Source organism: Paenibacillus sp. J31R109, from assembly GCF_059692055.1.
In genome coordinates this window covers 108,885-131,077 of the sequence record NZ_JCAUAR010000007.1, presented here as the reverse complement: position 1 = coordinate 131,077, position 22,193 = coordinate 108,885, and the positions used below count along the sequence as shown (strand labels likewise).

At 45.2% G+C, this 22,193-nt stretch carries 20 protein-coding genes; 2 read left to right on the top strand and 18 right to left on the bottom strand.

Annotation, left to right across the window (positions count from 1 at the left end; all coding sequences use genetic code 11):
• Positions 1 to 17: 17 nt before the first annotated feature.
• Positions 18 to 476, bottom strand: coding sequence for a Dps family protein (locus AC58QT_RS19185; protein WP_497410412.1), 459 nt, complete (start codon positions 474 to 476; stop codon positions 18 to 20).
• A gap of 238 nt (positions 477 to 714) precedes the next feature.
• Here AC58QT_RS19185 and mtnK point away from each other — a divergent pair, with 238 nt between their 5' ends.
• Positions 715 to 1,935, top strand: a complete 1,221-nt coding sequence (mtnK, locus tag AC58QT_RS19180) for an S-methyl-5-thioribose kinase (protein WP_497410411.1) — start codon at positions 715 to 717, stop codon at positions 1,933 to 1,935.
• Positions 1,932 to 3,008 carry an S-methyl-5-thioribose-1-phosphate isomerase gene (mtnA, locus tag AC58QT_RS19175; protein WP_497410410.1) on the top strand — a complete coding sequence of 359 codons (1,077 nt, stop codon included), beginning with the start codon at positions 1,932 to 1,934 and terminating at the stop codon, positions 3,006 to 3,008. The genes mtnK and mtnA overlap by 4 nt, the downstream gene beginning before the upstream one ends.
• Positions 3,009 to 3,702: 694 nt before the next feature.
• Here the strand turns inward: mtnA and AC58QT_RS19170 are convergent.
• The 17 genes from AC58QT_RS19170 to AC58QT_RS19090 all read right to left on the bottom strand — a co-directional run bounded on the left by AC58QT_RS19170 (position 3,703) and on the right by AC58QT_RS19090 (position 22,116).
• Positions 3,703 to 4,671 carry a cupin domain-containing protein gene (locus AC58QT_RS19170; RefSeq protein ID WP_497410409.1) on the bottom strand — a complete coding sequence of 323 codons (969 nt, stop codon included), beginning with the start codon at positions 4,669 to 4,671 and terminating at the stop codon, positions 3,703 to 3,705.
• A gap of 36 nt (positions 4,672 to 4,707) precedes the next feature.
• A complete protein-coding gene (locus tag AC58QT_RS19165; protein WP_310500474.1) occupies positions 4,708 to 5,724 on the bottom strand; it encodes a Gfo/Idh/MocA family protein in 1,017 nt (338 codons plus the stop codon).
• 232 nt (positions 5,725 to 5,956) lie between these two features.
• Positions 5,957 to 6,847, bottom strand: coding sequence for a M15 family metallopeptidase (locus AC58QT_RS19160; protein ID WP_497410408.1), 891 nt, complete (start codon positions 6,845 to 6,847; stop codon positions 5,957 to 5,959).
• Positions 6,848 to 7,025: 178 nt separating this feature from the next.
• Positions 7,026 to 8,321 (bottom strand): homocysteine synthase, encoded by a 1,296-nt coding sequence (locus tag AC58QT_RS19155; protein WP_497281452.1) that lies wholly within the window; start codon positions 8,319 to 8,321, stop codon positions 7,026 to 7,028.
• A gap of 112 nt (positions 8,322 to 8,433) precedes the next feature.
• A complete protein-coding gene (locus AC58QT_RS19150) occupies positions 8,434 to 9,318 on the bottom strand; it encodes an ABC transporter ATP-binding protein (protein WP_497410407.1) in 885 nt (294 codons plus the stop codon).
• Between the two features lie 2 nt (positions 9,319 to 9,320).
• Positions 9,321 to 12,227, bottom strand: coding sequence for an ABC transporter permease (locus tag AC58QT_RS19145; RefSeq protein ID WP_497410406.1), 2,907 nt, complete (start codon positions 12,225 to 12,227; stop codon positions 9,321 to 9,323).
• 64 nt (positions 12,228 to 12,291) lie between these two features.
• Positions 12,292 to 13,326 (bottom strand): efflux RND transporter periplasmic adaptor subunit, encoded by a 1,035-nt coding sequence (locus tag AC58QT_RS19140; RefSeq protein ID WP_497410572.1) that lies wholly within the window; start codon positions 13,324 to 13,326, stop codon positions 12,292 to 12,294.
• Positions 13,316 to 14,005 carry an ABC transporter ATP-binding protein gene (locus AC58QT_RS19135; protein WP_497410571.1) on the bottom strand — a complete coding sequence of 230 codons (690 nt, stop codon included), beginning with the start codon at positions 14,003 to 14,005 and terminating at the stop codon, positions 13,316 to 13,318. Before AC58QT_RS19135 ends, AC58QT_RS19140 begins: the two co-directional genes overlap by 11 nt.
• Before the next feature lie 157 nt (positions 14,006 to 14,162).
• Positions 14,163 to 15,725 carry a response regulator gene (locus tag AC58QT_RS19130; protein WP_497410405.1) on the bottom strand — a complete coding sequence of 521 codons (1,563 nt, stop codon included), beginning with the start codon at positions 15,723 to 15,725 and terminating at the stop codon, positions 14,163 to 14,165.
• Positions 15,726 to 15,733: 8 nt separating this feature from the next.
• Positions 15,734 to 17,485 (bottom strand): sensor histidine kinase, encoded by a 1,752-nt coding sequence (locus AC58QT_RS19125; protein ID WP_497410404.1) that lies wholly within the window; start codon positions 17,483 to 17,485, stop codon positions 15,734 to 15,736.
• A 204-nt stretch (positions 17,486 to 17,689) separates the two neighbouring features.
• Entirely contained in the window at positions 17,690 to 18,412 is a 723-nt protein-coding gene (locus tag AC58QT_RS19120) for an amino acid ABC transporter ATP-binding protein (RefSeq protein WP_497410570.1), read from the bottom strand.
• 12 nt (positions 18,413 to 18,424) lie between these two features.
• The gene (locus tag AC58QT_RS19115) at positions 18,425 to 19,072 is read right to left on the bottom strand and encodes an amino acid ABC transporter permease (RefSeq protein WP_310500483.1); all 648 of its coding nucleotides are present in this window, start codon (positions 19,070 to 19,072) and stop codon (positions 18,425 to 18,427) included.
• Positions 19,073 to 19,155: 83 nt separating this feature from the next.
• The gene (locus tag AC58QT_RS19110) at positions 19,156 to 19,896 is read right to left on the bottom strand and encodes a basic amino acid ABC transporter substrate-binding protein (protein WP_497410569.1); all 741 of its coding nucleotides are present in this window, start codon (positions 19,894 to 19,896) and stop codon (positions 19,156 to 19,158) included.
• 273 nt (positions 19,897 to 20,169) lie between these two features.
• Positions 20,170 to 20,472, bottom strand: a complete 303-nt coding sequence (locus AC58QT_RS19105) for a YunC family protein (protein ID WP_065854190.1) — start codon at positions 20,470 to 20,472, stop codon at positions 20,170 to 20,172.
• Positions 20,473 to 20,699: 227 nt separating this feature from the next.
• A complete protein-coding gene (locus tag AC58QT_RS19100; protein ID WP_497410403.1) occupies positions 20,700 to 21,443 on the bottom strand; it encodes a hypothetical protein in 744 nt (247 codons plus the stop codon).
• Between the two features lie 8 nt (positions 21,444 to 21,451).
• On the bottom strand, positions 21,452 to 21,619 hold the full coding sequence (locus AC58QT_RS19095; RefSeq protein ID WP_497410402.1) for a hypothetical protein: 168 nt from the start codon (positions 21,617 to 21,619) through the stop codon (positions 21,452 to 21,454).
• Between the two features lie 224 nt (positions 21,620 to 21,843).
• On the bottom strand, positions 21,844 to 22,116 hold the full coding sequence (locus AC58QT_RS19090) for a hypothetical protein (protein ID WP_497410401.1): 273 nt from the start codon (positions 22,114 to 22,116) through the stop codon (positions 21,844 to 21,846).
• Positions 22,117 to 22,193 lie beyond the last annotated feature (77 nt).

Here is a 22,193-nt window from a genome sequence, read left to right as displayed (position 1 = left end):
AAGATTGTGTAAATATCTCACCCAAGAAATGATTGCAGCATCCAGCGATGCTTTTCTAAGGACGTTTGAATCGCTAGCAGCATATCCGATGTCGTATCATCACTGGCTTCTTCACAGATCTGCATGCCTGCCTTTAACTCTTGCGTAAGAATGGTGAAGTCTTCAACAATCGCTTCAACCATTTTCGTGGCGGTCTCCGTACCTGAGGCTTCTTTCAAGGAAGATACCTCTAAATAAGCTTTCATCGTCGCGGCAGGCTGCCCGCCAATTGCTAGTAATCGTTCAGCCAGTTCATCAACATGAAGGGCAGCCTCATTATAAAGTTCTTCGAATTTCACATGGAGTGTGAAAAATTGATTTCCTTTTACATACCAATGAAAATTATGGAGTTTTACGAACAGTAAGTTCCAATTGGCGATCTGTTTATTGAGAACAGCTTGAATCGATTGCGTGGATACTAAGGTTGTACTCGTCATCTAAATCCTCCTCATGTTGCCTGAAAATTGTCCTTGTACACGCTAATTTACGTTTATTTGGGGGATTTTATGTAAAATAAACGACATTTCTGAAAAGTGTATTTCATGCGGAAACATTTTGTCTTATACTAGGTAAAGACTTATTAATACTCAGTAAACTAGTTGGAATTAATTCCAATCACTTAGGAAGATGCTTACGAAGTCAGTTTTCTGACGAAAACTTTTAGGAGGTTCATCCATGTCCACTTACCATCCGTTATCGGAAGCACAAGCCATTGAATATGCACGCCAAATCCCGCAATTGTTCCAAGCTGGTGCTGATTTGTCTAGCCAAGAAATTGGGGATGGGAATTTAAACCTCGTATTTCGCATAACAGAAGCGGCTACAGGAAAAAGTATTATTTTGAAGCAAGCACTCCCTTATGCCAAAGTTGTTGGTGAATCTTGGCCACTGACGCTGGATCGTGCGCGTATTGAGAGCGAAGCGTTAATTATTGAAGAAGGACTTGTTCCAGACCTTGTTCCTCATGTTTATGCCTATGATGCTGAGCTTGCTCTCACCGTGATGGAAGACTTAAGCGATCATGTTATTATGCGCAGAGGGTTGATCGAAGGTAATCAATACCCGCTGTTTGCTGAGCATATCGGCCGTTTCATGGCTCACACCCTTTTCTTCACTTCGGATTTAGGCAAAAATCAACAAGAGAAAAAGATTCAGCAAGGCCGCTTCATCAATCCAGAGCTATGCAAAATCACAGAAGATTTGATTTTCGATGATCCGTATCGCGATGCCGAAACGAACAATATTGAAGCGCCTATCCGCGATGCGGCGGAACAGCTGTGGGCAGACAACGAGCTTCACTTCGAAGTTGCGATTCTGCGTAATAAGTTCCTTACTTCGGCACAAGCCCTGCTGCATGGTGACTTGCATACCGGCAGTATTTTTATCAAACCGGATTCAACCAAAGTGATTGACCCAGAATTCGCTTACTATGGCCCGATGGGCTTTGATATCGGTGCTGTTCTAGCAAACCTCCTTCTTAACTTTGCTGCCCAAGAAGGATGGAGTAAAGATGCAGCAAGCCGTTCCTCTTACCGCGCTTATTTGACGCAAACGGTGAAGGATGTATGGACGCATTTCGAACAAAATTTCCGTGCATTATGGAACGAACAAGGGGTAGATCGTGTATTTGCTGCTCCAGGCTACCAAGATTATTTCATTGCCAACTTGCTTCGTGATACGGTCGGATTCACCGGTGCCAAAATGGTGCGTCGTGTAGTCGGTCTTGCCCATGTCGCAGATATCGATAAAATTGAAGACGCTACTGCCAGAGAACGCGCACAACGATTGGCACTAGCCATCGGAACTGCTGCAATTCGAGCAAACCGTCAAGCAACATCCATAGATGAACTTATAAACATTGCAACACGAGCAGCAGAAAGAGGTTATGTACTATGACAACGACGAACAACGTAACAGAAGAAGTACAAGGTGCCCTACAATCCTTGCGCTGGAATGGTCAGCAGCTAGATTTGCTGGATCAACGATTGCTTCCAGAGGAGATCGTGTATTTGCCGCTGGAGACACCAATTGAGGTGTGGGAAGCGATTCGGCACTTAAAAGTGCGCGGCGCACCTGCGATCGGGATCGCCGCCGCGTATGGGGTGTACCTCGGCATCCGCGGCGTGGATGCTGCGATTGATGGGCTTCTAGCGGAAGTCCAGAAGCAAGCGGACTATCTGGCGACGTCGCGTCCGACAGCGGTGAACTTGTTCTGGGCACTCGATCGCATGCGCGCGAGAGCAAGTGCTTTGGCAGCCGAAGGCGTGAGCCCGGATGCCTTCAAAGCTGCGCTTCTGACAGAAGCGCAAGTCATTCAGGCGGAGGACGAAGACACCAACCGCCGTATTGGCGAACATGCGCTCACGCTGTTCGAGGATGGGTTTGGCGTGCTGACGCATTGCAACGCCGGCGGTTTGGCTACAGCCAAGTACGGCACGGCGCTAGCGCCGTTCTACTTGGCGAAGGAACAAGGGCTGAACATCAAAGTGTTCGCCGATGAAACTCGCCCCGTGCTGCAAGGTGCGCGGCTGACAGCCTTTGAACTGCAGCAAGCGGGCGTTGACGTCACGCTTATCTGCGACAACATGGCCGGCGCGGTCATGGCCAAGGGCTGGATTCAAGCGGTCATCGTCGGAACGGACCGCGTGGCAGCTAACGGCGATGTCGCCAACAAAATCGGCACGTACAGCGTTGCTGTGCTGGCAAAGGCGCATGGCATCCCGTTCTATGTGGCAAGTCCGTTGTCCACGATCGACTTGAACACGCCGACTGGCGGCGATATCCCGATTGAGGAGCGCCACGAGGACGAGATCACGCAAGGCTTTGGCAAACGCACGGCGCCTGTTGGCGTGAAAGTATTTAATCCTGCTTTCGACGTAACACCCAATGAGTATGTGACTGCGATTATCACGGAAAAAGGAATCGTTCAAGCGCCTTATACGGAAAATCTGCGGAAGCTTTTTGAATAAAGCTTGGAAGTCGATGTCTAGGACTTACCTCCAGGGGAATAGCTGGAGAAAGGGGACTGTCGATTAACTGTTTATCCTGAATATCCTATAAACATTTGAAATGGAGAGAAACAACCGGGAACTTCTGCAACTCGAGATAACTTATCGCTTCCATGACATAGAGATGAACCTCGTTTGCAAAATAGCGTTATGAAAACATCTTATTTATTAGTTTAGTAGAGAATACGGGGGAATAACGTTATAGAATAGCGTTATTTCACTCTAAATGGATAAATTCCACTCCATTTGGTCGAAATAGCGTTATTTCGTAATGCTATATTTTCACAGAACATATATATGAAGCAAATAACGTTATGCCACACCTTTATTTGAAAACGCATGTGACCGTACCTTTGTAAGGAGAGACAACCTCCTCTGAAACTAACAATTTTTATTAACATTCACTAAGTTGCATGTTTATTAAGCCTCGATTCATTAATCGACAGTCTCTAAAGTCCAGTCAAACTCTCGATTTTCAGCTAAAATAGGAACTTAAAATGGAAAAAACTCCAGTTATATTTCGGCTTTCTGCTGTATTTGCAGACATAGCCCGAAAATAACTGGAGTTTTTCCTGTTAAACCATACTTATTGATTAAAAAAGAAGCTCCAACGCAGTAGATTCCACGTTGGAGCTTCTTTGAATTTCTTGCGGTTTTACATGGTGCTGACTTGTTGGAGCAGTTTATTTTCACGGTAGGCGTTTGGCGTTGTGCCATGCGCTTTTTTGAAGACATAGTGCAAGTAATTGCTAGACGTAAAGCCGCTGCGCTCCGCTATTTTCTCCAGTGTCAAGGTCGTTTGCTGCAGCTCGCTGCATACGAATTTGAGGCGAACTTGTTCCAAATACTCGCTAAACGAAACATCCGCCTTTTCCTTGAAAATCCGCTGGAGCTGCCTTGAACTGATCTGTACGCGTTCCGCTACCCCTTCTAAAGTTAGGGGACGGCGGAAATTATCTGCAATGAATTGAACCGCCATGTGATATCGATAGCTTTTCATATCGCGGGCAGGCAAATTCACTCCCTGTTGCTCCGGCTTATAAGCGCTAACCGTTCTTAAGAGCATCTGGAGGATGGACTGTTTGATAACCGTGTACTGACCTAGTTGGTTGTTCCTCCAGGCTTCATACGCGACGAGGAAACATTTCATCGCTTCGTGACGATCGACAGCCGGGATTAAGGGCAGATGGCTTAGCTGCCCGATACAGGCTTCCGCTTCTGCGATCTCCCACTCCTCTCCCCAACCAGGGGCGGAGCTGGCCGTGGAAGCACTATCCTCATTGTCCGTTAGCTTCACTATATCCACATGGAGACACAGCTCGCCCATCGCTTCCTGTTCATCTGCTTCTTGCCGATGAATAACACCAGGCGCTGTGACGTAGAGAAGTCCTTCATGAAGAGGATGTGTAATCCCTTCCAGAATAACTCTGCCTTTACCACTGGGGATATAGTGAATCTCGTACTCCGAATGCTGATGATAATTCACGACAGCGCCTGGAGGAAAGGAAGTCAGGTGACAACGCAATACGCGAATGCCGTAGGCTCCCCAACGAAAACTTAACTCTAGGCGATCTAAAGCCATCGGATTTTCAAGCATAGGTTCGAAGTAAAAGGGTTGACTCATGAGGATAAACACCGCTTCCTATCCAGGATGTGAGCTTTATTTTTGCAAAGAATCTAATCTGACTTGGCCTTTGTTTGCAACGGATAGATTAGAAGCTTCCATCAGCTTCGTTAAGTCCACAGCCAACCCGATATTCTCAGTCGCTTTAGTACCATTTTGAATATGAGCTACCCATTGGTCAAATGCACTCGGGTTTGCTTCTGGCAGCGACTCGTAAGCCACCCATTGTCCTGTAGCTTCCTCTAGCTTGTTCGTACGCAGCATAACACGGCCATCTTGTTCCGAATACAAGACACTACCTGCTGTTCCATGAACTTCAATGACGAAAGGCGAGAAAGCATTCACAAAGCCAGCTTCAACTATTCCTAAAGCACCGTTCTCATATTGCAGCAGTGATACGGCATTATCTTCAACTTCTCTTCCTGTTACATAACCATAAGAAGCGCTTACAGAGACAGGTAATCCTAGGAAAAGACGGTTGAGATACATCGGATGACAGCCAAGATCGATGAGTGCTCCGCCACCACATTGCTCGGCGTTATAGAAATGCTGCGGCAACCAGCCGTTCGGATTCGCCGAAGTTGAAATCCCGCCATTATGAGAAAGACGTGTACGAACAAGCGTAATTTCGCCTAACAACTCTTTGGCAATAATTTCTTGAATGGCTAGTGTAGAAGGTGAATTCAAACGTGGTAAAGAGACCGTTAGCGTTACGCCTGCTTCTTCCACAGCTGCGAGAATCTCGTTCACTTCACGAAGTGTAGGAGCAATAACTTTCTCTGTGAAAATATGTTTACCTGCTCTTGCAGCAGCGATGATTACATCTCGGTGAAGGTTGGTAGGTGTATCTACAACAACAGCTTCGATTTCTGGATTCGCGAGTAACTCTTCAAGACTTGCGTAAAAAGCCACACCGCGTGCTTCGGCTTCTTGCTGACCTCTCTCCACAATCTCGTCCCAAATTGCAACAATCTCTGTATTTGGGTTCTCGTTTACCTGTTTAGCATAATCTTTTGCGTGTACATGCCAGAAACTCAACATTGCTACTTTCATCTTTAATAACCTCCAAATAAGTGACTTGGGATCATTGTATCACGGGCTATGAAGCGGTTAAATTCCGAATTAGTGACAGATCAAGGTGCAAAATTGCGACATACTTGCAATGATGTTCTTACACGAAGATTATGATAGAATCGCTGGAACGTCAAGCATTATCTTAAAATTCCTGAACAAAAACAACCCCACATGGATTTGTCAGAATCCCAGTGGGGTTATTGGCTATACGTTATTTGGAGACAGCAACCGTATGATAATATTCTTCCATTGTCACATTCTTCGACTGAATTTCCTTCGCAATATCAGTTCCTACATATCGCAAATGCCAAGGCTCATATTGATAGCCTGTAATGGCCGCTTTTCCTTGTGGATAACGGATAATATAACCGTACTCAGCAGCATGCTTCTCTAACCAAATGGCTTCCTTCGTTCCGCCAAAGCAGTCTGACGCCGCACATTTGCCATTACTGCCTGTTACGTCAATAGCCAGTCCTGTTTCATGCTCACTCGTTCCCGGCACGGCGCTGTACGTTTTAGCCTTTTCTTCACCGTCTTTTTTCACATAGCTATCAAAAAGTGATTTCTGTGTTGCATACGAACGATACGCAGAAACACCTGCTAATGGAACGCCATCTTTGGCCGCTCCAGCGAATAGCTTCTCTATAGCCGTTGCTGCGACTTGGCGCATTTTGCGCTTATCAATCTTCTCGGAAAAAGTAAAAGCAATGTTCGGATACACAAGGTCTGTCGGCTCATAGCTCGCTGGCAGCGAGTTCATCTTATTGACCAGAACGGTAATACTTTCCGGTTTGGCAATCACTTGAACTGCGCCATTTTTAGTTGGCGTAGTGCTGGCAGCAGGTGAAGTCACTGGAGTCGAAGATGGCTTCACAGTAGCCGTAGCCGCAGGGGAAGTAGTTGCTGGTGTCGTTGGTGTTGTACCTACACTCGGTGAAGCCGTAGGACTTGTTGTCACACTAGTTGAAGGTGTGGGGCTAGGAAAAATCGTAGAGACTCCTTCATTCTTGCTCCCACAACCTGCCACAATCGTTAATGCCAAGAGAATGGCGATGGTTACGTTCATTTTGTTTTTCATGTTAGTTTTCAATAGTCCTTTCATTTCGTGTCGTCATGCCTCCTAGAGGTTAAAAAGCTTTTCATAAGTAATAGACAGCGATTCGGATCAAAAAGTTTCATTCTCGCTATTCTTGTAGCTCAACAAAAAAGACTGCATTTAGGTTGAGCTCCTAAATCGCAGCCTTCTCATATTTTATGCGGAAAAAGTTATCGTTTCAAGTTTACTTCTGACTAGCAACGATCGCTTGCTCCAAATCATAGATAATATCCTCAATGGCTTCTGTTCCAACGGATAAACGTATAAGTCCTGGTGAAACACCTGCTGATACTTGTTCTTGTTCATTCAATTGCGAATGCGTTGTGCTTGCGGGATGAATAATTAAGGACTTGGAATCGCCTACGTTGGCCAAATGAGAGAATAATTCCACGGCGTGTATCAGCTTTTTGCCTGCTTCGATACCGCCTTTGATGCCAAAGCTAAGAATTGCGCCCTGTCCTTTCGGCAAATACTTCTTAGCTAAGGAATAGGACGGATGACTCTCAAGTCCGGCATAGCTAACCCACTCGACAGACTCATGCGCTTCTAAATATTGAGCTACTTTCAACGCATTGGCACTGTGACGCTCAAGACGAAGATGCAGCGTTTCTAGGCCTTGCAATAATAGGAAAGAACTGTTCGGGGACAAGGATGCGCCCAAATCTCGCAATAGTTGCACACGTGCCTTGATAATATAGGCAATCGCACCAACCGCTTCTGTGTAAACTACGCCATTATAACTCGGATCTGGCGTCGTCAAACCTGGGAATTTGCCACTTGCCGCCCAATCAAACTTTCCTCCGTCTACAATAACGCCACCGATGGTCGTACCATGACCTCCGATAAACTTGGTCGCAGAGTGCACCACGATATCAGCGCCATGCTCGATCGGTCTAAGCAGATACGGACTTGGGAACGTATTATCCACGATAAGCGGAATGCCATTCTCATGTGCAATGGCCGCTACGGCTTCAATATCCAAGACGTCCCCTTTGGGATTACCAATGGATTCAGCATAGATTGCTTTCGTTTTATCCGTAATCGCAGCCCGGAAATTATCAGGATTACTAGCATCTACGAATTTCACTTTGATCCCTAATTTAGGCAATGTATTGGCAAATAAATTGTATGTACCACCATATAAAGCGGAAGCCGATACGATTTCATCTCCAACTTCGGCAATGTTCAGAATCGAAAATGTGATAGCAGCTTGACCGGATGCCACAGCAAGCGCGGCTGGTGCACCTTCGAGGGCTGCAATACGTTGTTCAAATACATCTGTTGTCGGATTCATAATGCGTGTATAAATATTGCCGAATTCCTTGAGTGCAAATAGGTTAGCGGCATGCTCCGTGTCGTTAAAAACATAAGACGTCGTTTGATAGATGGGAACCGCACGTGAATTAGTCGCAGGATCAACTTTTTGACCTGCATGAATCGCTAGTGTTTCCGGTAAGTGTTTACGTTCAGAATTGGACATGAGCATGCCTCCTAGGATTATGTTTCATTTGTCGAGCGATTAAGAAATAAGAACTAAAATAATTCCTACTGGAATAGTATGTTATAATTTTACTGGCACTTTCTTCCTAAAGTCAAGCTTTATCCTGTGGAAGAAGAATAATCCGCCCATTCTCCATCTCCACTCGCATTTTATTCGTACCTGCAGCCCCTATGGACTCCAGATAGTTCGCCGGAATCTGCAATCTGCCTGCCTTGTCAACGACCGCATATTCAACATGAGAATCTTCTTCTGACGAAATTATCCCTTGCTCAAGCTCCAGCAATTCCTCTTGATAGGATTTGCGTCGTAATATTTCGGAGGAGGTTTTGCCATCTCGAATCGCGACTACACGATCTACTTTCTTCGCCAGAAGCGGATCATGCGTTACAATGACGACGGTCAAGCCGAAGCTGCGGTTCAACTCACGGAACAGATCCAGAATCTGATTCGCCATCTTCGTATCGACCGATCCAGTCGGTTCATCTGCAAGCAACAGCCTTGGCTGATTAGCCAGCGCAATCGCAATGGCAACGCGCTGCTGCTCACCGCCAGAAAGCTCATTGAGCTTATTATTTTTCCGATGGCTCAAGCCTACAGCTTCCAATAAATCCAACGCACGATAACGTTTGCGCCGGCCCTGCAGAAGAATCGGCAATTCCACATTTTCCATGGCCGTCAAATAAGGAATCAAGTTCCGCGCATTATTTTGCCACACGAAGCCCACAGTTTCCCGTTTATATTTGACCAAATCCGCTTCTTTAAATTTCAATAAATCTTTCCCATCCACACTGAGATTACCTGCTGAAGGACGATCTAGCCCACCTAACATATTAAGCAGGGTCGACTTGCCACTACCGCTATTGCCGATAATGGCCATTAATTCTCCCTCTTCAATATGAAGGTCAAGCCCTTGCAGAGCAACGACTTCAAAATCAGCCGCTTTATAAATTTTAACTAAATTTTCACAATGAATCATGCTTAATCCTCCCCAAGCTTAACGGCTTGATGAATCTTAATTCTGGAGAGCATCGTGCCGAGAAGTAATAATCCAATGCCAATCATGATGATCACAATGACATATAAATGCAGCTGATCTTGCGGATCGAAACGGACTTGAAATGGCGGTACTTGACTCGATGAATCGAACGTTAATTGGAATAAGGGAACGAACAAACGGCTGGCTGCATTTCCCGTTATCATGCCAATGATCACCGCTGCGCCCGAGGTTAGCAGCTGCTCGGCAACTAGCATCCCAATTAACTGCCTGAAGGAGATCCCCATGGCACGTAGCACACCAAATTGTAGAATCTGCCCGTAAAGAGAGAGCAGCCAGTACAACAGAAAGCCAATGAAGCTGATACTTATCGCGATTAAGAAGCCAAGCGTCATTACACCATTCACAGCCAACTGGAAAGGGTCATTCTTCGAACGAATCACCATCATATTCGTATCTACTAAACGCGTGACCGACATATGTTTCTGTTCCAGCAATTCATACAAAGCTTGGCTTGTCATATCTGGCTTCAGTTTTAACCACACATCATAGGGCTCTACCGCTAAATTATTTTGGATGAATGATAGATGACCAATGACTAGCTTCGGCATATCCACTTTCGTTGGCTTCGTGGAAGTTGAATTGCTTGTCGAGCTTGAGCTTGTCGGCGCAGCCAAAACAGGATTCGGATTCCAGCTAGGCCAATAATCAATAATGCCATAGACGACAGAAGTAGCTCCCTCCACATCATTCCAACCAATCCGAACGACATCGCCTACTTTCGCTCCAATTTCATCAGCAATCGATCTCGAGATCAGCACGGCTTTGGAATCGGTCGCTAACACGTTCAAATAGTCATAGAAATGATGATCTAGCAGCTGGTCCCTGAACCAGGCTGTTCGTCCGAAATCATCTGTATCAATCCCCATGAGCGTAGTTTTTTTCGTATCTTTGCCTAGTGCGATATAAGCGTCCTGTTTCTTAAATACGCGAGCCGCTGATTCTACCCCTGTCAGTTGTGAGAACGGCATAAACGGGGGCTCTACGTATTGAACGCGTTTGTTGCCTCCACTTGCGCTGCCTGATGCGTTCCCCTCACCAGCGGCCCCTGGCGGTCCCGTCTGTGGGGGAGGGGCATCGTTATCCCATGTCGTTTGGAGAACAATATCGGCACCGTTTTTATAATGAATTTTCTCTTCCACATTCTTGTTCATCGTTCTGGCGGCACTGGCACTAAAAATCCCTGTTGCTAGCGTCATAATAATAAAAAGCATGATGAATTGATATTGTGTTGTGGATCTGCCCACCTGGAGCAACGTAGAATACAAGTAAGGCGGCCACCATTTTCGCCCAATGATATAAATGAGTTGAATAATCCACGGGTAAATCCGCAACACCACAAGCCCCAATGCGAAGATAAAAATGGCGGGCACCACAAATAGAAGCGGATCCACCTTCATATCCATAGAGTCCAAGCCCAGCGCGACCAGATCTCCCATTCTTCGATTAAAGCTTTGTAATAAATACATGGAAACAGCCAGTAGAACGACATCCAGATATATTTTATGGACAAAAGAAAGCTTATTCTTCCTGGCTAGCGTTTGCTTATGACCAACGATACTTACACGCGTAGCTAAGACCGCAGGAATGAGTGTCATCCCTACGGAGGCAATAACTGCAATGACACCGTATTGATACGCCTCTCTATTCAGATTCACTTCCATCGCAGCACGTTGGACAAATGATAGAAACCCATTCGAAGCCCCTAGAATTTGTGTTAATTGAAGTCCCAGTAAAGGCCCTACAAGCAGCGCAATGCCTCCTAGTAAGACACCTTCTATCACATACCCCAATAGGATTTGCGTTCGACTAGCACCTCGACTTCGCAGAACGGCAATCTCTGTTTTCTGTCTTTCGGTTATCAAATTAGCAACCATGAATAAATAGAAAGCAAGCAAGATGCTAACGGGTACATTTAAGGACCAGAGTAAAATGCGGAGCTTTTGCTCTTTGTCATCATACGTTGTTAAGGTAACGATCGTTTGATTAAACGACTTGTAGGTCTCTAAATAATTCCAAGCATATTCCTCCATTTGTGCATTGGCCGTGATGTATGTATCTAGTCCTTCTAATTTTAATTGATGATAATCTAAGGCATAATTCCAGTATATTAATTGATCGACAAACTGGCTGCCTCTCGTTAATTCTTGTTCGAATAAGGAAGTAGGTATGAAGAATCTTGAACTCAAATCCGGCATTGTATTCGTCGTCCAGTAGACATCAGCAAGATCTGCGCGATCAATCACAGCTACGGGTTTGATGCGAATATTTCTATTCAGTTCCTCGCTCTTCACTGTCACTTCATTGCCAAGTACGATTTTCAACTTCGTTAATAGTTCAGGAAATACCCATGCTTCATAGACGCCATCTACGAGCTTAGCAGCAGGCATCACACCATCTACTAGGCGTATGTGCTTTTCCAAATCTGTCATAGCAGTGATTTCGCCATATCGTTTCTCTTTCGGATCGACTTTGCTTGGGTCGCTAGGCGTAAGTTCAAAAGTCTTGGTGCTGCGCGTAATCGTAGACTGAAGAATGGGCAATCCGAATTGCTTAATGTGCTCCGACATATACGCTTCTGCATCACGCATACGATTAGCGCCATCTTTAACCTCCGTAAAGAAGGCATGATTGTTCACTAATCCAGGAAATCTCTGTGTATCTGACTGCTGAACTTCCAAATCTTTGATCAGCATACGTTGCAAAATGGCATGTGTATAAATCGGCATTGAGCTAGCTAGCGCAACGGAAATAATTAACCCGATGAGTAGGCTTAGCTCTAACCAACGGTTTTTGGCCATTTTACGGAGAATCATCAGAAATAAAGCCATTACAATCCTCCTACAAGTTTGGCTTAAGCAAAACTAGCCTCATAAGCATACGCTCTAAAGCGCGCTAATTATTTAAAATGACTTGCTGACCTTCGGTCAGTCCTGAACGAATTTCCACTTCAGTGGCTGTGAGAAGCCCTCTCTCTACGTCCACTTCTTTCCGGCTTTCACCGTTGAGCACTTGCACGTAATCACGACCTAAATAAGAACGAAGTCCTGTTCTTGGGATTACGAGCACATTTTCTCTTTTCTCTACAATGATCGTCATGTCACCAGATGCTCCGATCTGTGCTCCCGCCGTCCCCTCTGGAATGCCTACAATGATTGTTTTGGCATTTCGTTCAGCTTGCTGTTTATTATCGGTTCGAGGCGCGCTTGAAGGCGTCTGCAGCACTTTACCTGGCACCGCACTCCCTTGTGAGCCGATCTTCACATCCACATTCATCCCAACCTCAACACCTGCCAGCGCCACACTATCGGATGATTCATAATATAATTGCAGCTTCGCTGGATCCGACACGACCACCAATGTGTTGAAAGGATCGATTATATTCCCTGTCTGCGCATCTGTTACAAAGGTAACAACGCCACCGGATTCAGCCGTAATTCTAGTTTTTGCTAGCTCAGCCTGCAGATTGGCAAGTTGCAGCTGCGCCGCCTCCACATCGATAGACTTAAGTCGAATCGCAAACTCCTGATCTGGCGTGGTCATCTTAGCCTGTTGGCTGGCAATCTGCGCTTTTTCTAGGTTTAACTTTTGCAGCGCAATCTTCGTTGGCAAGTCACCCTGCTCTAATTCAGCAAGTACATCTCCCTGCTTCACGATATCTCCGGATTTGACCCGCATGCCAGCTAGTCGATGGCCCGATTCTTTAAAGGAATAACTCGTCGTTTGGCTAGATCTGAATGTCGCAAGCGCACTTAGCTTTCTGGTAATCGTACTTTTCTTCACTTCATACAGCTCGAAATTTTCTTTGACTGGTTTAACTAAAGGCGGCTTCAACGCTTCTTCTTCCTTCGGCAGCAAAGAACAGCCCGCTAGAATGAATAGGGAGCCCGCTATTAGAATAAGCCTTGAAGCGATTGTATTAACCTTCATCGACAATGGAACCATCCTCCAATGCATAGACTTCATCGACAATCTCCATGATTGCCAAATCATGTGTAGTTAAAATAATGGTCATTCCTTCTTGCACCAAATCCTTGAACAATTTGAGTATCTGAAGACCCATTCGACTATCTAGTTCCGCCGTAGGCTCATCGGCCAGAATCAGTTTAGGCTTATGGGCAATTGCTCTGGCAATAGCAACTCGCTGCTGCTCACCGCCAGAAAGCTCATAAGGACGATGCTTCATTCTAGCTTTCAAACCTACGAAATGCAGCGCTTCTTCAGCCAATGATTTATGCTGACTGGGAGGAATACCCGAAATACGCAAACCGAACTCTACATTTTCATAAGCGGACATATACGGAACTAAGGCAAATGATTGGAAGATAAGACCAATCTGCTTCCGTCTAAGTTCATTACGTTTGGACTCGGAGAGCGAGCTGATCTCCATCCCTTCCAGATATACGGCACCTTCCGAAGGATGATCCAAGGCGCCAATGATATTCAACAGCGTTGTTTTACCAGATCCAGACCTCCCGCGTAGGGCAACAAGTCTGCCTCTTGGTATCGAAAGATTGGCTCCACGTAAAGCATGTACCGCACCGGTTCCTTTCCCAAATACACGTGTGACACCAATGGCTTGCACCATGGGCACTTGATACTCATGCATAGTCAAAGCTAACACCTCATCTTTACACTCATTCTACAGGTTAGGTTCTCTTTAAATGTAAACCTTTACAACCTAAATAAACAGACCACCTTTGTTGGAAAAGGTGTCTGTTTGTTCGTTTTTCACTCTACGATATACGAGATTCGGACCAAAGCGACTACATCGGCTTCTCAAACTCTTTGGGTGAGCAACCTACAACACGTTTGAACGTCTTGGCGAATGTTTTGGCATCAGGAAAGCCTACGGCATCCGCTACTTCGTAGACCTTCATCTCCCCCGTTCGCAATCTCAACTTCGCTTCCTCCATCCGAATGCGCGTCAACGTTTCACTCAGGGATTCTCCCATTTCTTTACTGTATAAATCACTTAAATAGCTGCGACTGAGTCGAACGTGATCAGCCATGTCTGATGTACTGATTGGCAAAGCATAGTTCTCTTGCATAAAGGTCAGCACTTTACGTATGAACGTGTTGTTGGAGCGAGGCGGCTGATCGCCGCTTATCACAGCACCTGTGTTTGCCATGAGCATGCTCAGCGCTTGACGAACAAGCTCCGTCACCTGTTCAAAGCTGACACAATGGCTTAGGGCTTGGTTATGAACGAACAGCTCTTCATAGCGTTCTATCTCTGCGCAGCCGCGTTCGCGCGCATAACCGGCAGCCAGCGCTAGCAGCTCTTGGATAAAGGGCAGCACCTTCCCCTTCTCAGGGCGCTGCTCCCTCAATCGTGCGCACATGGCGTCCGCATGATGCAGATACCCCTCGCTGTTATCGTGCACGATACAGCGCAGAAGGTCGCTGCGTATGTCATACGGCAGCGCTGTTGTAACCTGGCTTGCGGCCTCTGGCGCAAGCACGATCCGGCGATTCCGGCTCCCGCCGTAGAATCGCTCATGCAGTTGCTGCGCGTGGAGCGCCGCAGCAGGCTGCACGTCTTGGAGCCGGCGGATGACGACGCCGGCTCCGATGAACCAGTCCGGCGCATCCGCGAGCCGGACCTGCGCCGCGCGCTCCAGCGCGGCGGCAGCGTCTGTGGCTGCTGCTGCCGGCATGAGCAGCAGCACGCTGTCGGCGGCCAGCGGCAGCGCCGCGACGCAGCCCGTCCAGCGCCAGCCTGCGGCGGCAGCGCTGGTCCCGGTGTGCAGCAGCAGGCTGACTAAGCTGCCTGCTGTAAGATGTGTACGACTGGCGCTAGCGGATTCCGCAGCGCCAAATAGCTCCTCTTGCAGCTCAGCTTCGCCGAGCCCCGTCTGCAAATACAACTGCAGACGATGCGCAAGCTGCATCTGCAGGGTCGACGCCAATTCAAGCTCCCGCAGCTCTTGATCCCTTCGTTCGGATCGTTGATTTTGGAGTTCTGTCTTCACACCGAGCAGAATGTCAATTAAGGACTCAGGCTCCATCGTCGGCTTCAGCAAATAGTCCTTAGCCCCCAGCTTCATCGCTTCTTTCACATACGTAAAATCATCCATACAGCTCAGTACGACGGCACTGATCGGTCTTGGATTATCTTTTAACTTCCGTATCAAGGCTAACCCATCCATTCGCGGCATGATGAGGTCTGTGATCACGATATCGATATCTAAAGCTTCCAGAAGCTCGTATGCCTCCAGACCATCCTCCGCATCCCCAGCATAGGTAAAGCCATGGTATTCCCAATCTACTAATTCACGTAATCCTTGCCGAATGATAGGTTCATCATCCACCACAAGTACATTCATTTGCCCCTTCACTCCTCGCCCTGATGGATGGGAAGAAACATCCTGACCGTGGTCCCTTCACCAGGTTTGCTCGTAATATGCATTTTGAACTCCGGCCCATAGATCAGTTTAATTTTCTCCCGAATATGTGAGATTCCCACACCGCTCATCCGTTCCTTAAGCATACGCTCTGCCTGTGCTCCACCTGCAGCTTGCATAGCTTCCCAGCCCGAACTGCCTTCCGTTACCTGCATCCCCACACCATTATCTTCCACCTGGCAAAATAAAAGATCCCGATCTAACCAGGCCCGAATTGTAATGACGCCTTCTCGTTTGGTCGGTCCAATGCCGTGAATGATCGCATTCTCCACTAGCGGCTGCAAGAGCATTCTTGGAACTAAACACCCTAATGTGATTTCATCCACATGCGTTTCGATCTGGATCCGATCCCCGTAACGAAATCTTTGGATGGCCATGTAATCATGGGTCAGCCCCATTTCATCACGCAGCGTGATAAAATCCCCTTTTTTCCCTAAACTAGCTTGCAAAAGGCGTACTAATGCACTAACGACCTCAGAGATCTGAGGTGTTTTATGGAGTTTGGCCACCCATTTTATCGTATTCAACGTGTTGTAGAGGAAATGCGGATTCAACTGATAATGGAGCGCCTCCATCTCCGCTTCTTTCTTCAGCGACTCTTCCCGCTTCACCTGCTTAATCAGATCTTCTAACCGATTCAACATTTGATTATAGCTTTGACCAACCTGCATCCATGCATCTGCACTTTTGAACGTCCAATACGCCCGCAGATCCCCTCGCTCAGCACGATTCATTAGTGCTTTCAGTACATACAGCGGCTTCGTTACCGTGGAGATAAAAAGCAGGATTCCCCCTAAACTTAATGCGATAACTAAACCAATTAGTAAGATAAGCCACATTCGGTAAGCAGGTAATGCAGTTAAACTATATGGTAACAGTGGAGCATCGTAATACGATAACCAAGGGTCGCCACCAATTACTTCTACTTGTTTCACGGAATAGATCCGTGTTCCATCCTTATGTACACTGCCAAGTTCCTGGGCCCCGCCTTGCCAATCTCCTGTGTAAACACCATCTCGGTAAATCATCCGCTTATCTGGGGCTAGCAACACATAGGTATAGGAAGTATTTTTTCCAGTGCCCGTAATCTCTTTCAACAGCTTGTTCATATTTATCCAAATGATCACTTTACCAAGCTCTTGCGTGCTTGCCCGATCTATCATGGACTCCGAATACGTCAGCAGATAAGCGTTGGCATGACTAACATCTTCTCCTAACGGTTCAAAGCGTTTATTCAAACTTTTCCCTTGCAACATCAGCTTCCCATCTACTTCCCCATTGTGCGCACATAAGGTTCGGTTGGATGCCTGGACAGTTAAACACACCTGTTCGATATACCGTGTGTGCACCGTTTGCTCGGAAAGCAGACTATTCACATAGGCATTCAAATCCGCTGATATTGGATTAGCTGCCTCTTGGCGCTTGGCCATAGAAAGGATCCCATAATCCGCAGCAAGTCGATGCGTTATTTCCGTCAAATCGGAGAGTTCTCGTTGTACGCTTTGGACAAGTTGATCATGTTGCTTATCGATGTCCTGCATCATGGCTCGCTCACTGTAGGATGAGAATTGGTGATTGCCCACATAGATCGCGACAAATAAAGGTAGGGTTATGGCTACAAGCAAATAAAGCAGAACACGAAGTTGAAATCTATTAATGAGGTGAGAGAACAGCGATGGCATACGTCACCTTTCGTTACTAATAAATGGGATAATATCTTTCTATCATAGCATATTGTGATTTTTCCCATGTTTATTTTTTGGTAAAAAGGACGCATAACGTTATTGTTCAGCTGGTCGTCCATTAGCACGGATTAGCGTTTTCCCGTAACGTTATTTAAGGTACAAAAAAAGAGAGACGCCTGCAGCGTCTCCCCGATCTTAGAACTATAATACTTTTGACAAAAATGATTTCGTACGCTCTTGGGTCGGTGCCTCAAAAATTTGCTCTGGCTTGCCTTCCTCCACAATAACCCCTTGCTCCATGAACATAACACGATCGCCTACCTCGCGCGCAAAGCCCATTTCGTGGGTAACGACAACCATCGTCATCCCTTCTTTGGCTAATTGTTTCATGACGGCCAGCACTTCGCCAACCATTTCGGGATCTAGAGCAGAAGTCGGTTCATCAAATAGCATAATTTTCGGCTCCATCGCAAGTGCACGTGCAATCGCGACACGTTGTGCCTGACCACCTGATAAGGAGTCCGGCAGTGCATTTGCTTTATCTGCAAGTCCAACTTTAGCTAGAAGCTCCATGGCTTTCTTACGTGCTTTCTCTTCAGGCCACTTCCGTACCTGGATCGGAGCCAGCATAATATTATCGATAACCTTCATATGTGGAAATAAGTGAAACCGCTGAAATACCATGCCCAGTTCCATGCGAATCTCATTAATTTTATTCGATGGATCCAAGAGATTTCGACCTTCAATGGAGATCGTCCCCCCATTTGGCTGCTCCAACAAATTCAAGCAACGCAAGAACGTAGATTTTCCTGATCCTGAAGGCCCAATCACAACCAGAACCTCTTGATGCTGGATATCTGCGCTGATGTCGCGAAGGACGACATTATCTCCGAAGGCTTTTTTTAAGTTCCTCACTTCGATCATAGCTGTCATGGTTTATACTCTCCTTTCAATATAGCTGAGAAGCTTGCTAAGAGAGTAAGTAAGAATGAAGTAAATAAGTGCAGCTGTTAAATACGGCTCCCATACTTTGAAATATTGGCTGCGCATGGCATTCGACCAATACATAAGTTCAGGCGCTGCAATGATGGCAAACAACGACGAATCCTTGATCAATACGATAAATTCGTTCCCAAAAGGCGGAATCATACGTTTAATGGCTTGCGGCAAAATGACCGATTTCATCGTTTGGAAATGAGTCATACCCAGAGAATGAGCGGCTTCGGTCTGACCTTTATCAATCGACTGAATACCTGCACGGAAAATCTCCGCCATGTATCCTGCTGAATTCAAGGATAGTGCCACAATGGAAGCAATAATCGGGTTCGTTGAGCCTAAGAATAAAGGCACAACCCCGAAATGGACGAGCAATATTTGAACCAGCAACGGTGTGCCACGGAAAAAGTTAACATACATACTTGTTGGCCATCTCAGATAGCCGCGGTGCGACATTTTACCCAAACCAACCGCCAGTCCCAATACAGAACCGAAGCAGATGGAGAGAATGGAAATACCAATCGTCCATAGCGTACCTTTTAGCAGCAATGGCAGGTAATCCAAAATAATATCAAAGCGAAAATCCATTCCACACTTCCTTTCTATGCATTATTTTGCTACTTACAGAAGAAAAGCATGCGCTTGGTTACATCACGCATGCTTTTGAACTTTTATTTTTGATCAAGCAATTTTTTCGTATCTGGCTCTTGACCAAACCACTTTTTGTACACTGTTGCGTATTTGCCATTCTCAATGACTTTCTTGATGGCTGGATCAATCTTCGCTTTCAGGTCGCTGCCTTTTGGAAGCAAGATGCCATAGTATTCGGATTCGAAGTTTTTCGCGTCAGCGATCGAAACGAATTTTTTGTTTGGATTATTTTTAACGTACTCACGAATAATAGCAATATCCGCAACTACCGCGTCTACACCGTTGTTCTCAAGCTCCAATAGCGCAAGCGTGTTGTTATCCATACGTTTCAAAGACTTGTTTTCGCTACCCATGATTTTCGTCATAAGCGTATCTGCCGTCGTGGAGATTTGAACGGCTACTTTCTTATCTTTCAAATCTAGTGCTGTTTTGATCGGGCTGCCTTCTTTAACAAGGATCATGTTCGTTGATTCAAAATAGGGAGCAGAGTAATCATACGTTTGTTTACGCTCATCCGTGATGGATACGCTGGAAATACCTGCTTGATACTCTTTACCTTGTTGAACACTCGTTAACATGGTATCCCAACCTGTGTTGGTAATCGAATAGGAAAGACCGGCTTCTTTCATGACTTCCGCAAGGAAATCGATATCAAAGCCTGCCACCTTGTCTTTATCCATATATTCCATCGGTGCATAGGCTGCATCTGTTGCAAATTTAATTTTAGTGCCACCGCTATCTTTTGAGCCACATCCGGCCATTGTTAGAACTAGAGCTGCTGCTACGATCGATATCATTAACTTTTTCACTGTTTTTCCCCCATTCTATGTATTGGACGAATCATATATTAACACTTGGTTAATAAAATAACAACACCTTTATGTATAAAAAAAGCAAGGAAATTGCAGGAAGTGTGAATTTTTATTCATTTTTATTTTCATGCACAGCTGACATGCCTTGCTTTGTAAACTTGCACATGCAAAAAAACGCTAAGGTCCATCCCCCTAGCGTTCAAGCATACCATTTCATATGACTTACATCATTTTCAAAATAGCTTCTCTACCTGTCATCCCAGCTACTATGCCCAGGTCTTCGGCTGTATAGGTCACTGATTCAAGCGGTGCTTCCAGTAGCTCCTCAATCGTTCGAACCCCTGTTGCTCGCGCCGCTACTATATTCCTGTCACTCAATCGCTCATTCAGCAGCCCCACATCGAGGGCTCCACACATAATGTAACCTTTATCCGTCGTCACCACTAACAAGGTCGTCTTCGGCAATTTGACCTCTATCGCGATTGCTGTATGGCCTTCAAGAAGAATGGGTTCTACGCGCATCATGCTCTGCACAGCTCCTCTTCGCAGTCTTACGGTAGTATATGCGCCTGCGGCTAGTACGGTGTGAGGTTACTGTAAAGATTCTGTGTGAATTTCCTATTTATTGTGAAAATCGTCTTCATTTTCGATTACAACCGCATTAACGCTTCATTTATTACGCTGTCATGTAGCTTCGAATCAAGAAAATGAAAAAAAGTAAAAATAAAATAGCCACCCCGTGATGGAGTGACTTAAGCAATTTTCAAGATTTTAGCGAGACCGAAATACCCAGTAGCAATAGACTTACTTGTAAAATCACCATCTAAAGTAGCAAAATAATCATACTCCGAAGTTAAAGCCAAATGGAAAGAATCGAAAATTCCTAACTGATAATCAGACATATGTTGTATAGCCTCTCTTTGAGCATAAATATCTGAAACAGGAGTATCAATAACATCTATATTCAAAATTGCTTTTAAATTATCTATAAAAACATAAAAAGCATTAGCTGACTCTGAATAATATTGCGATAGATGTGGAATAAATTCGGGAAATTTATTCTTAAAATCTTTAAGCAAATTCTCAAAATTACAACTGAGTTCACCATTTTTAAGTAATCTATTCAGCATATTGTCGCTAAGAAGACTTGCAAGCTTTGCAGCCGTTTCCGCATCTCCAATTATTAGTAGTTCATCAGCAGAGAAAGTATACAAGCTTTTAGTACTCTTTGACCTTTTATTTTTATGCGAAAGATAAATAACTTCTCTAATTCTATTTTTAAAAATATTATGTATGACTTCAGCTGTAACATGATTGCTAATGGCAATGGACTTAACACCATCATGGCTCCATTTATCCATTATGACGGCCACTTTATCTCCTCTTGAGTCATCGGAATCTAGATAAGCAAGAATAAAACAAGTATCCAAATTGATACTTGCACGAGAAAAATCATGATACTTACAATCTTCAAAAGATAAGATGTTGCTTGACATTGATCGATTTATTTCCCCTCTTTATAAAGGTCAACCAACCTCTTACCTGAAGTTGTTTTGATTCCAATTTGCTTTCTAATATCCTGCGCGCTTAACCTTTTCGGTTGTTTTGAATCAGTTTTAATACTAGTTAGATGGCTTGGACTCATCCTTTTCCCTCCTCGTTTCTTACTCATATAACACCTCCTAGTAAACTACACTAGTATGAATGTTTATGAGAGCATGTAATAACTTATCACTTTCTACTAAAATTATTAATTAGTAGAAACAGGAAAAGGATACATTCACCAATTTGTTTTAGTATATCATGAGACAATGTTGTCGAACAGAAGTATTTTGTCAATCACTCCCGCGGTAATCAATTCTAACATTACTGAGAAAGTATTGTTTATGAAGTCGATTATAACCGCATTAACGCTCTTCGTTCCGCTTGTTGCCTACAGACCGGACAGACGCCAACAACCCTTCCCTGCTCGTCTGAGTAAAAGATGAGTTTCTTTTGCTTCTTACGACAAAATGAACAAGTTTGCTTATTCAGCTTCGAAGATTTCTTTCCCTGCAAGGACAGTTTAATGATCTTCCCTGCCGTAACCTTATCTTTTACTTTCAACGTCATCCGATAAACTAAAAACAGGATCCCCAATAGAACAAGAACGAGTACAATCCATTTCATGGCTCAACCTTCCTTCACGGTATAATCATCTCATTGTATTCTTCTATCACAACGATTTATGAAAAACGAAGCTACAT

Bases quoted from the DNA above. Each gene is read 5' to 3' on its own strand.
- AC58QT_RS19185 (WP_497410412.1), bottom strand. From the start codon at position 476: ATGACGAGTACAACCTTAGTATCCACGCAATCGATTCAAGCTGTTCTC.
- AC58QT_RS19155 (WP_497281452.1), bottom strand. From the start codon at position 8,321: ATGTCCAATTCTGAACGTAAACACTTACCGGAAACACTAGCGATTCAT.
- AC58QT_RS19130 (WP_497410405.1), bottom strand. From the start codon at position 15,725: ATGAATGTACTTGTGGTGGATGATGAACCTATCATTCGGCAAGGATTA.
- AC58QT_RS19135 (WP_497410571.1), bottom strand. From the start codon at position 14,005: ATGCATGAGTATCAAGTGCCCATGGTGCAAGCCATTGGTGTCACACGT.
- AC58QT_RS19160 (WP_497410408.1), bottom strand. From the start codon at position 6,847: ATGAAAGGACTATTGAAAACTAACATGAAAAACAAAATGAACGTAACC.
- AC58QT_RS19170 (WP_497410409.1), bottom strand. From the start codon at position 4,671: ATGAGTCAACCCTTTTACTTCGAACCTATGCTTGAAAATCCGATGGCT.
- mtnK (WP_497410411.1), top strand. From the start codon at position 715: ATGTCCACTTACCATCCGTTATCGGAAGCACAAGCCATTGAATATGCA.
- AC58QT_RS19115 (WP_310500483.1), bottom strand. From the start codon at position 19,072: ATGGATTTTCGCTTTGATATTATTTTGGATTACCTGCCATTGCTGCTA.
- AC58QT_RS19120 (WP_497410570.1), bottom strand. From the start codon at position 18,412: ATGATCGAAGTGAGGAACTTAAAAAAAGCCTTCGGAGATAATGTCGTC.
- AC58QT_RS19145 (WP_497410406.1), bottom strand. From the start codon at position 12,227: ATGGCTTTATTTCTGATGATTCTCCGTAAAATGGCCAAAAACCGTTGG.
- AC58QT_RS19100 (WP_497410403.1), bottom strand. From the start codon at position 21,443: ATGTCAAGCAACATCTTATCTTTTGAAGATTGTAAGTATCATGATTTT.
- AC58QT_RS19095 (WP_497410402.1), bottom strand. From the start codon at position 21,619: ATGAGTAAGAAACGAGGAGGGAAAAGGATGAGTCCAAGCCATCTAACT.
- mtnA (WP_497410410.1), top strand. From the start codon at position 1,932: ATGACAACGACGAACAACGTAACAGAAGAAGTACAAGGTGCCCTACAA.
- AC58QT_RS19105 (WP_065854190.1), bottom strand. From the start codon at position 20,472: ATGATGCGCGTAGAACCCATTCTTCTTGAAGGCCATACAGCAATCGCG.
- AC58QT_RS19140 (WP_497410572.1), bottom strand. From the start codon at position 13,326: ATGAAGGTTAATACAATCGCTTCAAGGCTTATTCTAATAGCGGGCTCC.
- AC58QT_RS19090 (WP_497410401.1), bottom strand. From the start codon at position 22,116: ATGAAATGGATTGTACTCGTTCTTGTTCTATTGGGGATCCTGTTTTTA.
- AC58QT_RS19150 (WP_497410407.1), bottom strand. From the start codon at position 9,318: ATGATTCATTGTGAAAATTTAGTTAAAATTTATAAAGCGGCTGATTTT.
- AC58QT_RS19165 (WP_310500474.1), bottom strand. From the start codon at position 5,724: ATGAAAGTAGCAATGTTGAGTTTCTGGCATGTACACGCAAAAGATTAT.
- AC58QT_RS19125 (WP_497410404.1), bottom strand. From the start codon at position 17,485: ATGCCATCGCTGTTCTCTCACCTCATTAATAGATTTCAACTTCGTGTT.
- AC58QT_RS19110 (WP_497410569.1), bottom strand. From the start codon at position 19,896: ATGGCCGGATGTGGCTCAAAAGATAGCGGTGGCACTAAAATTAAATTT.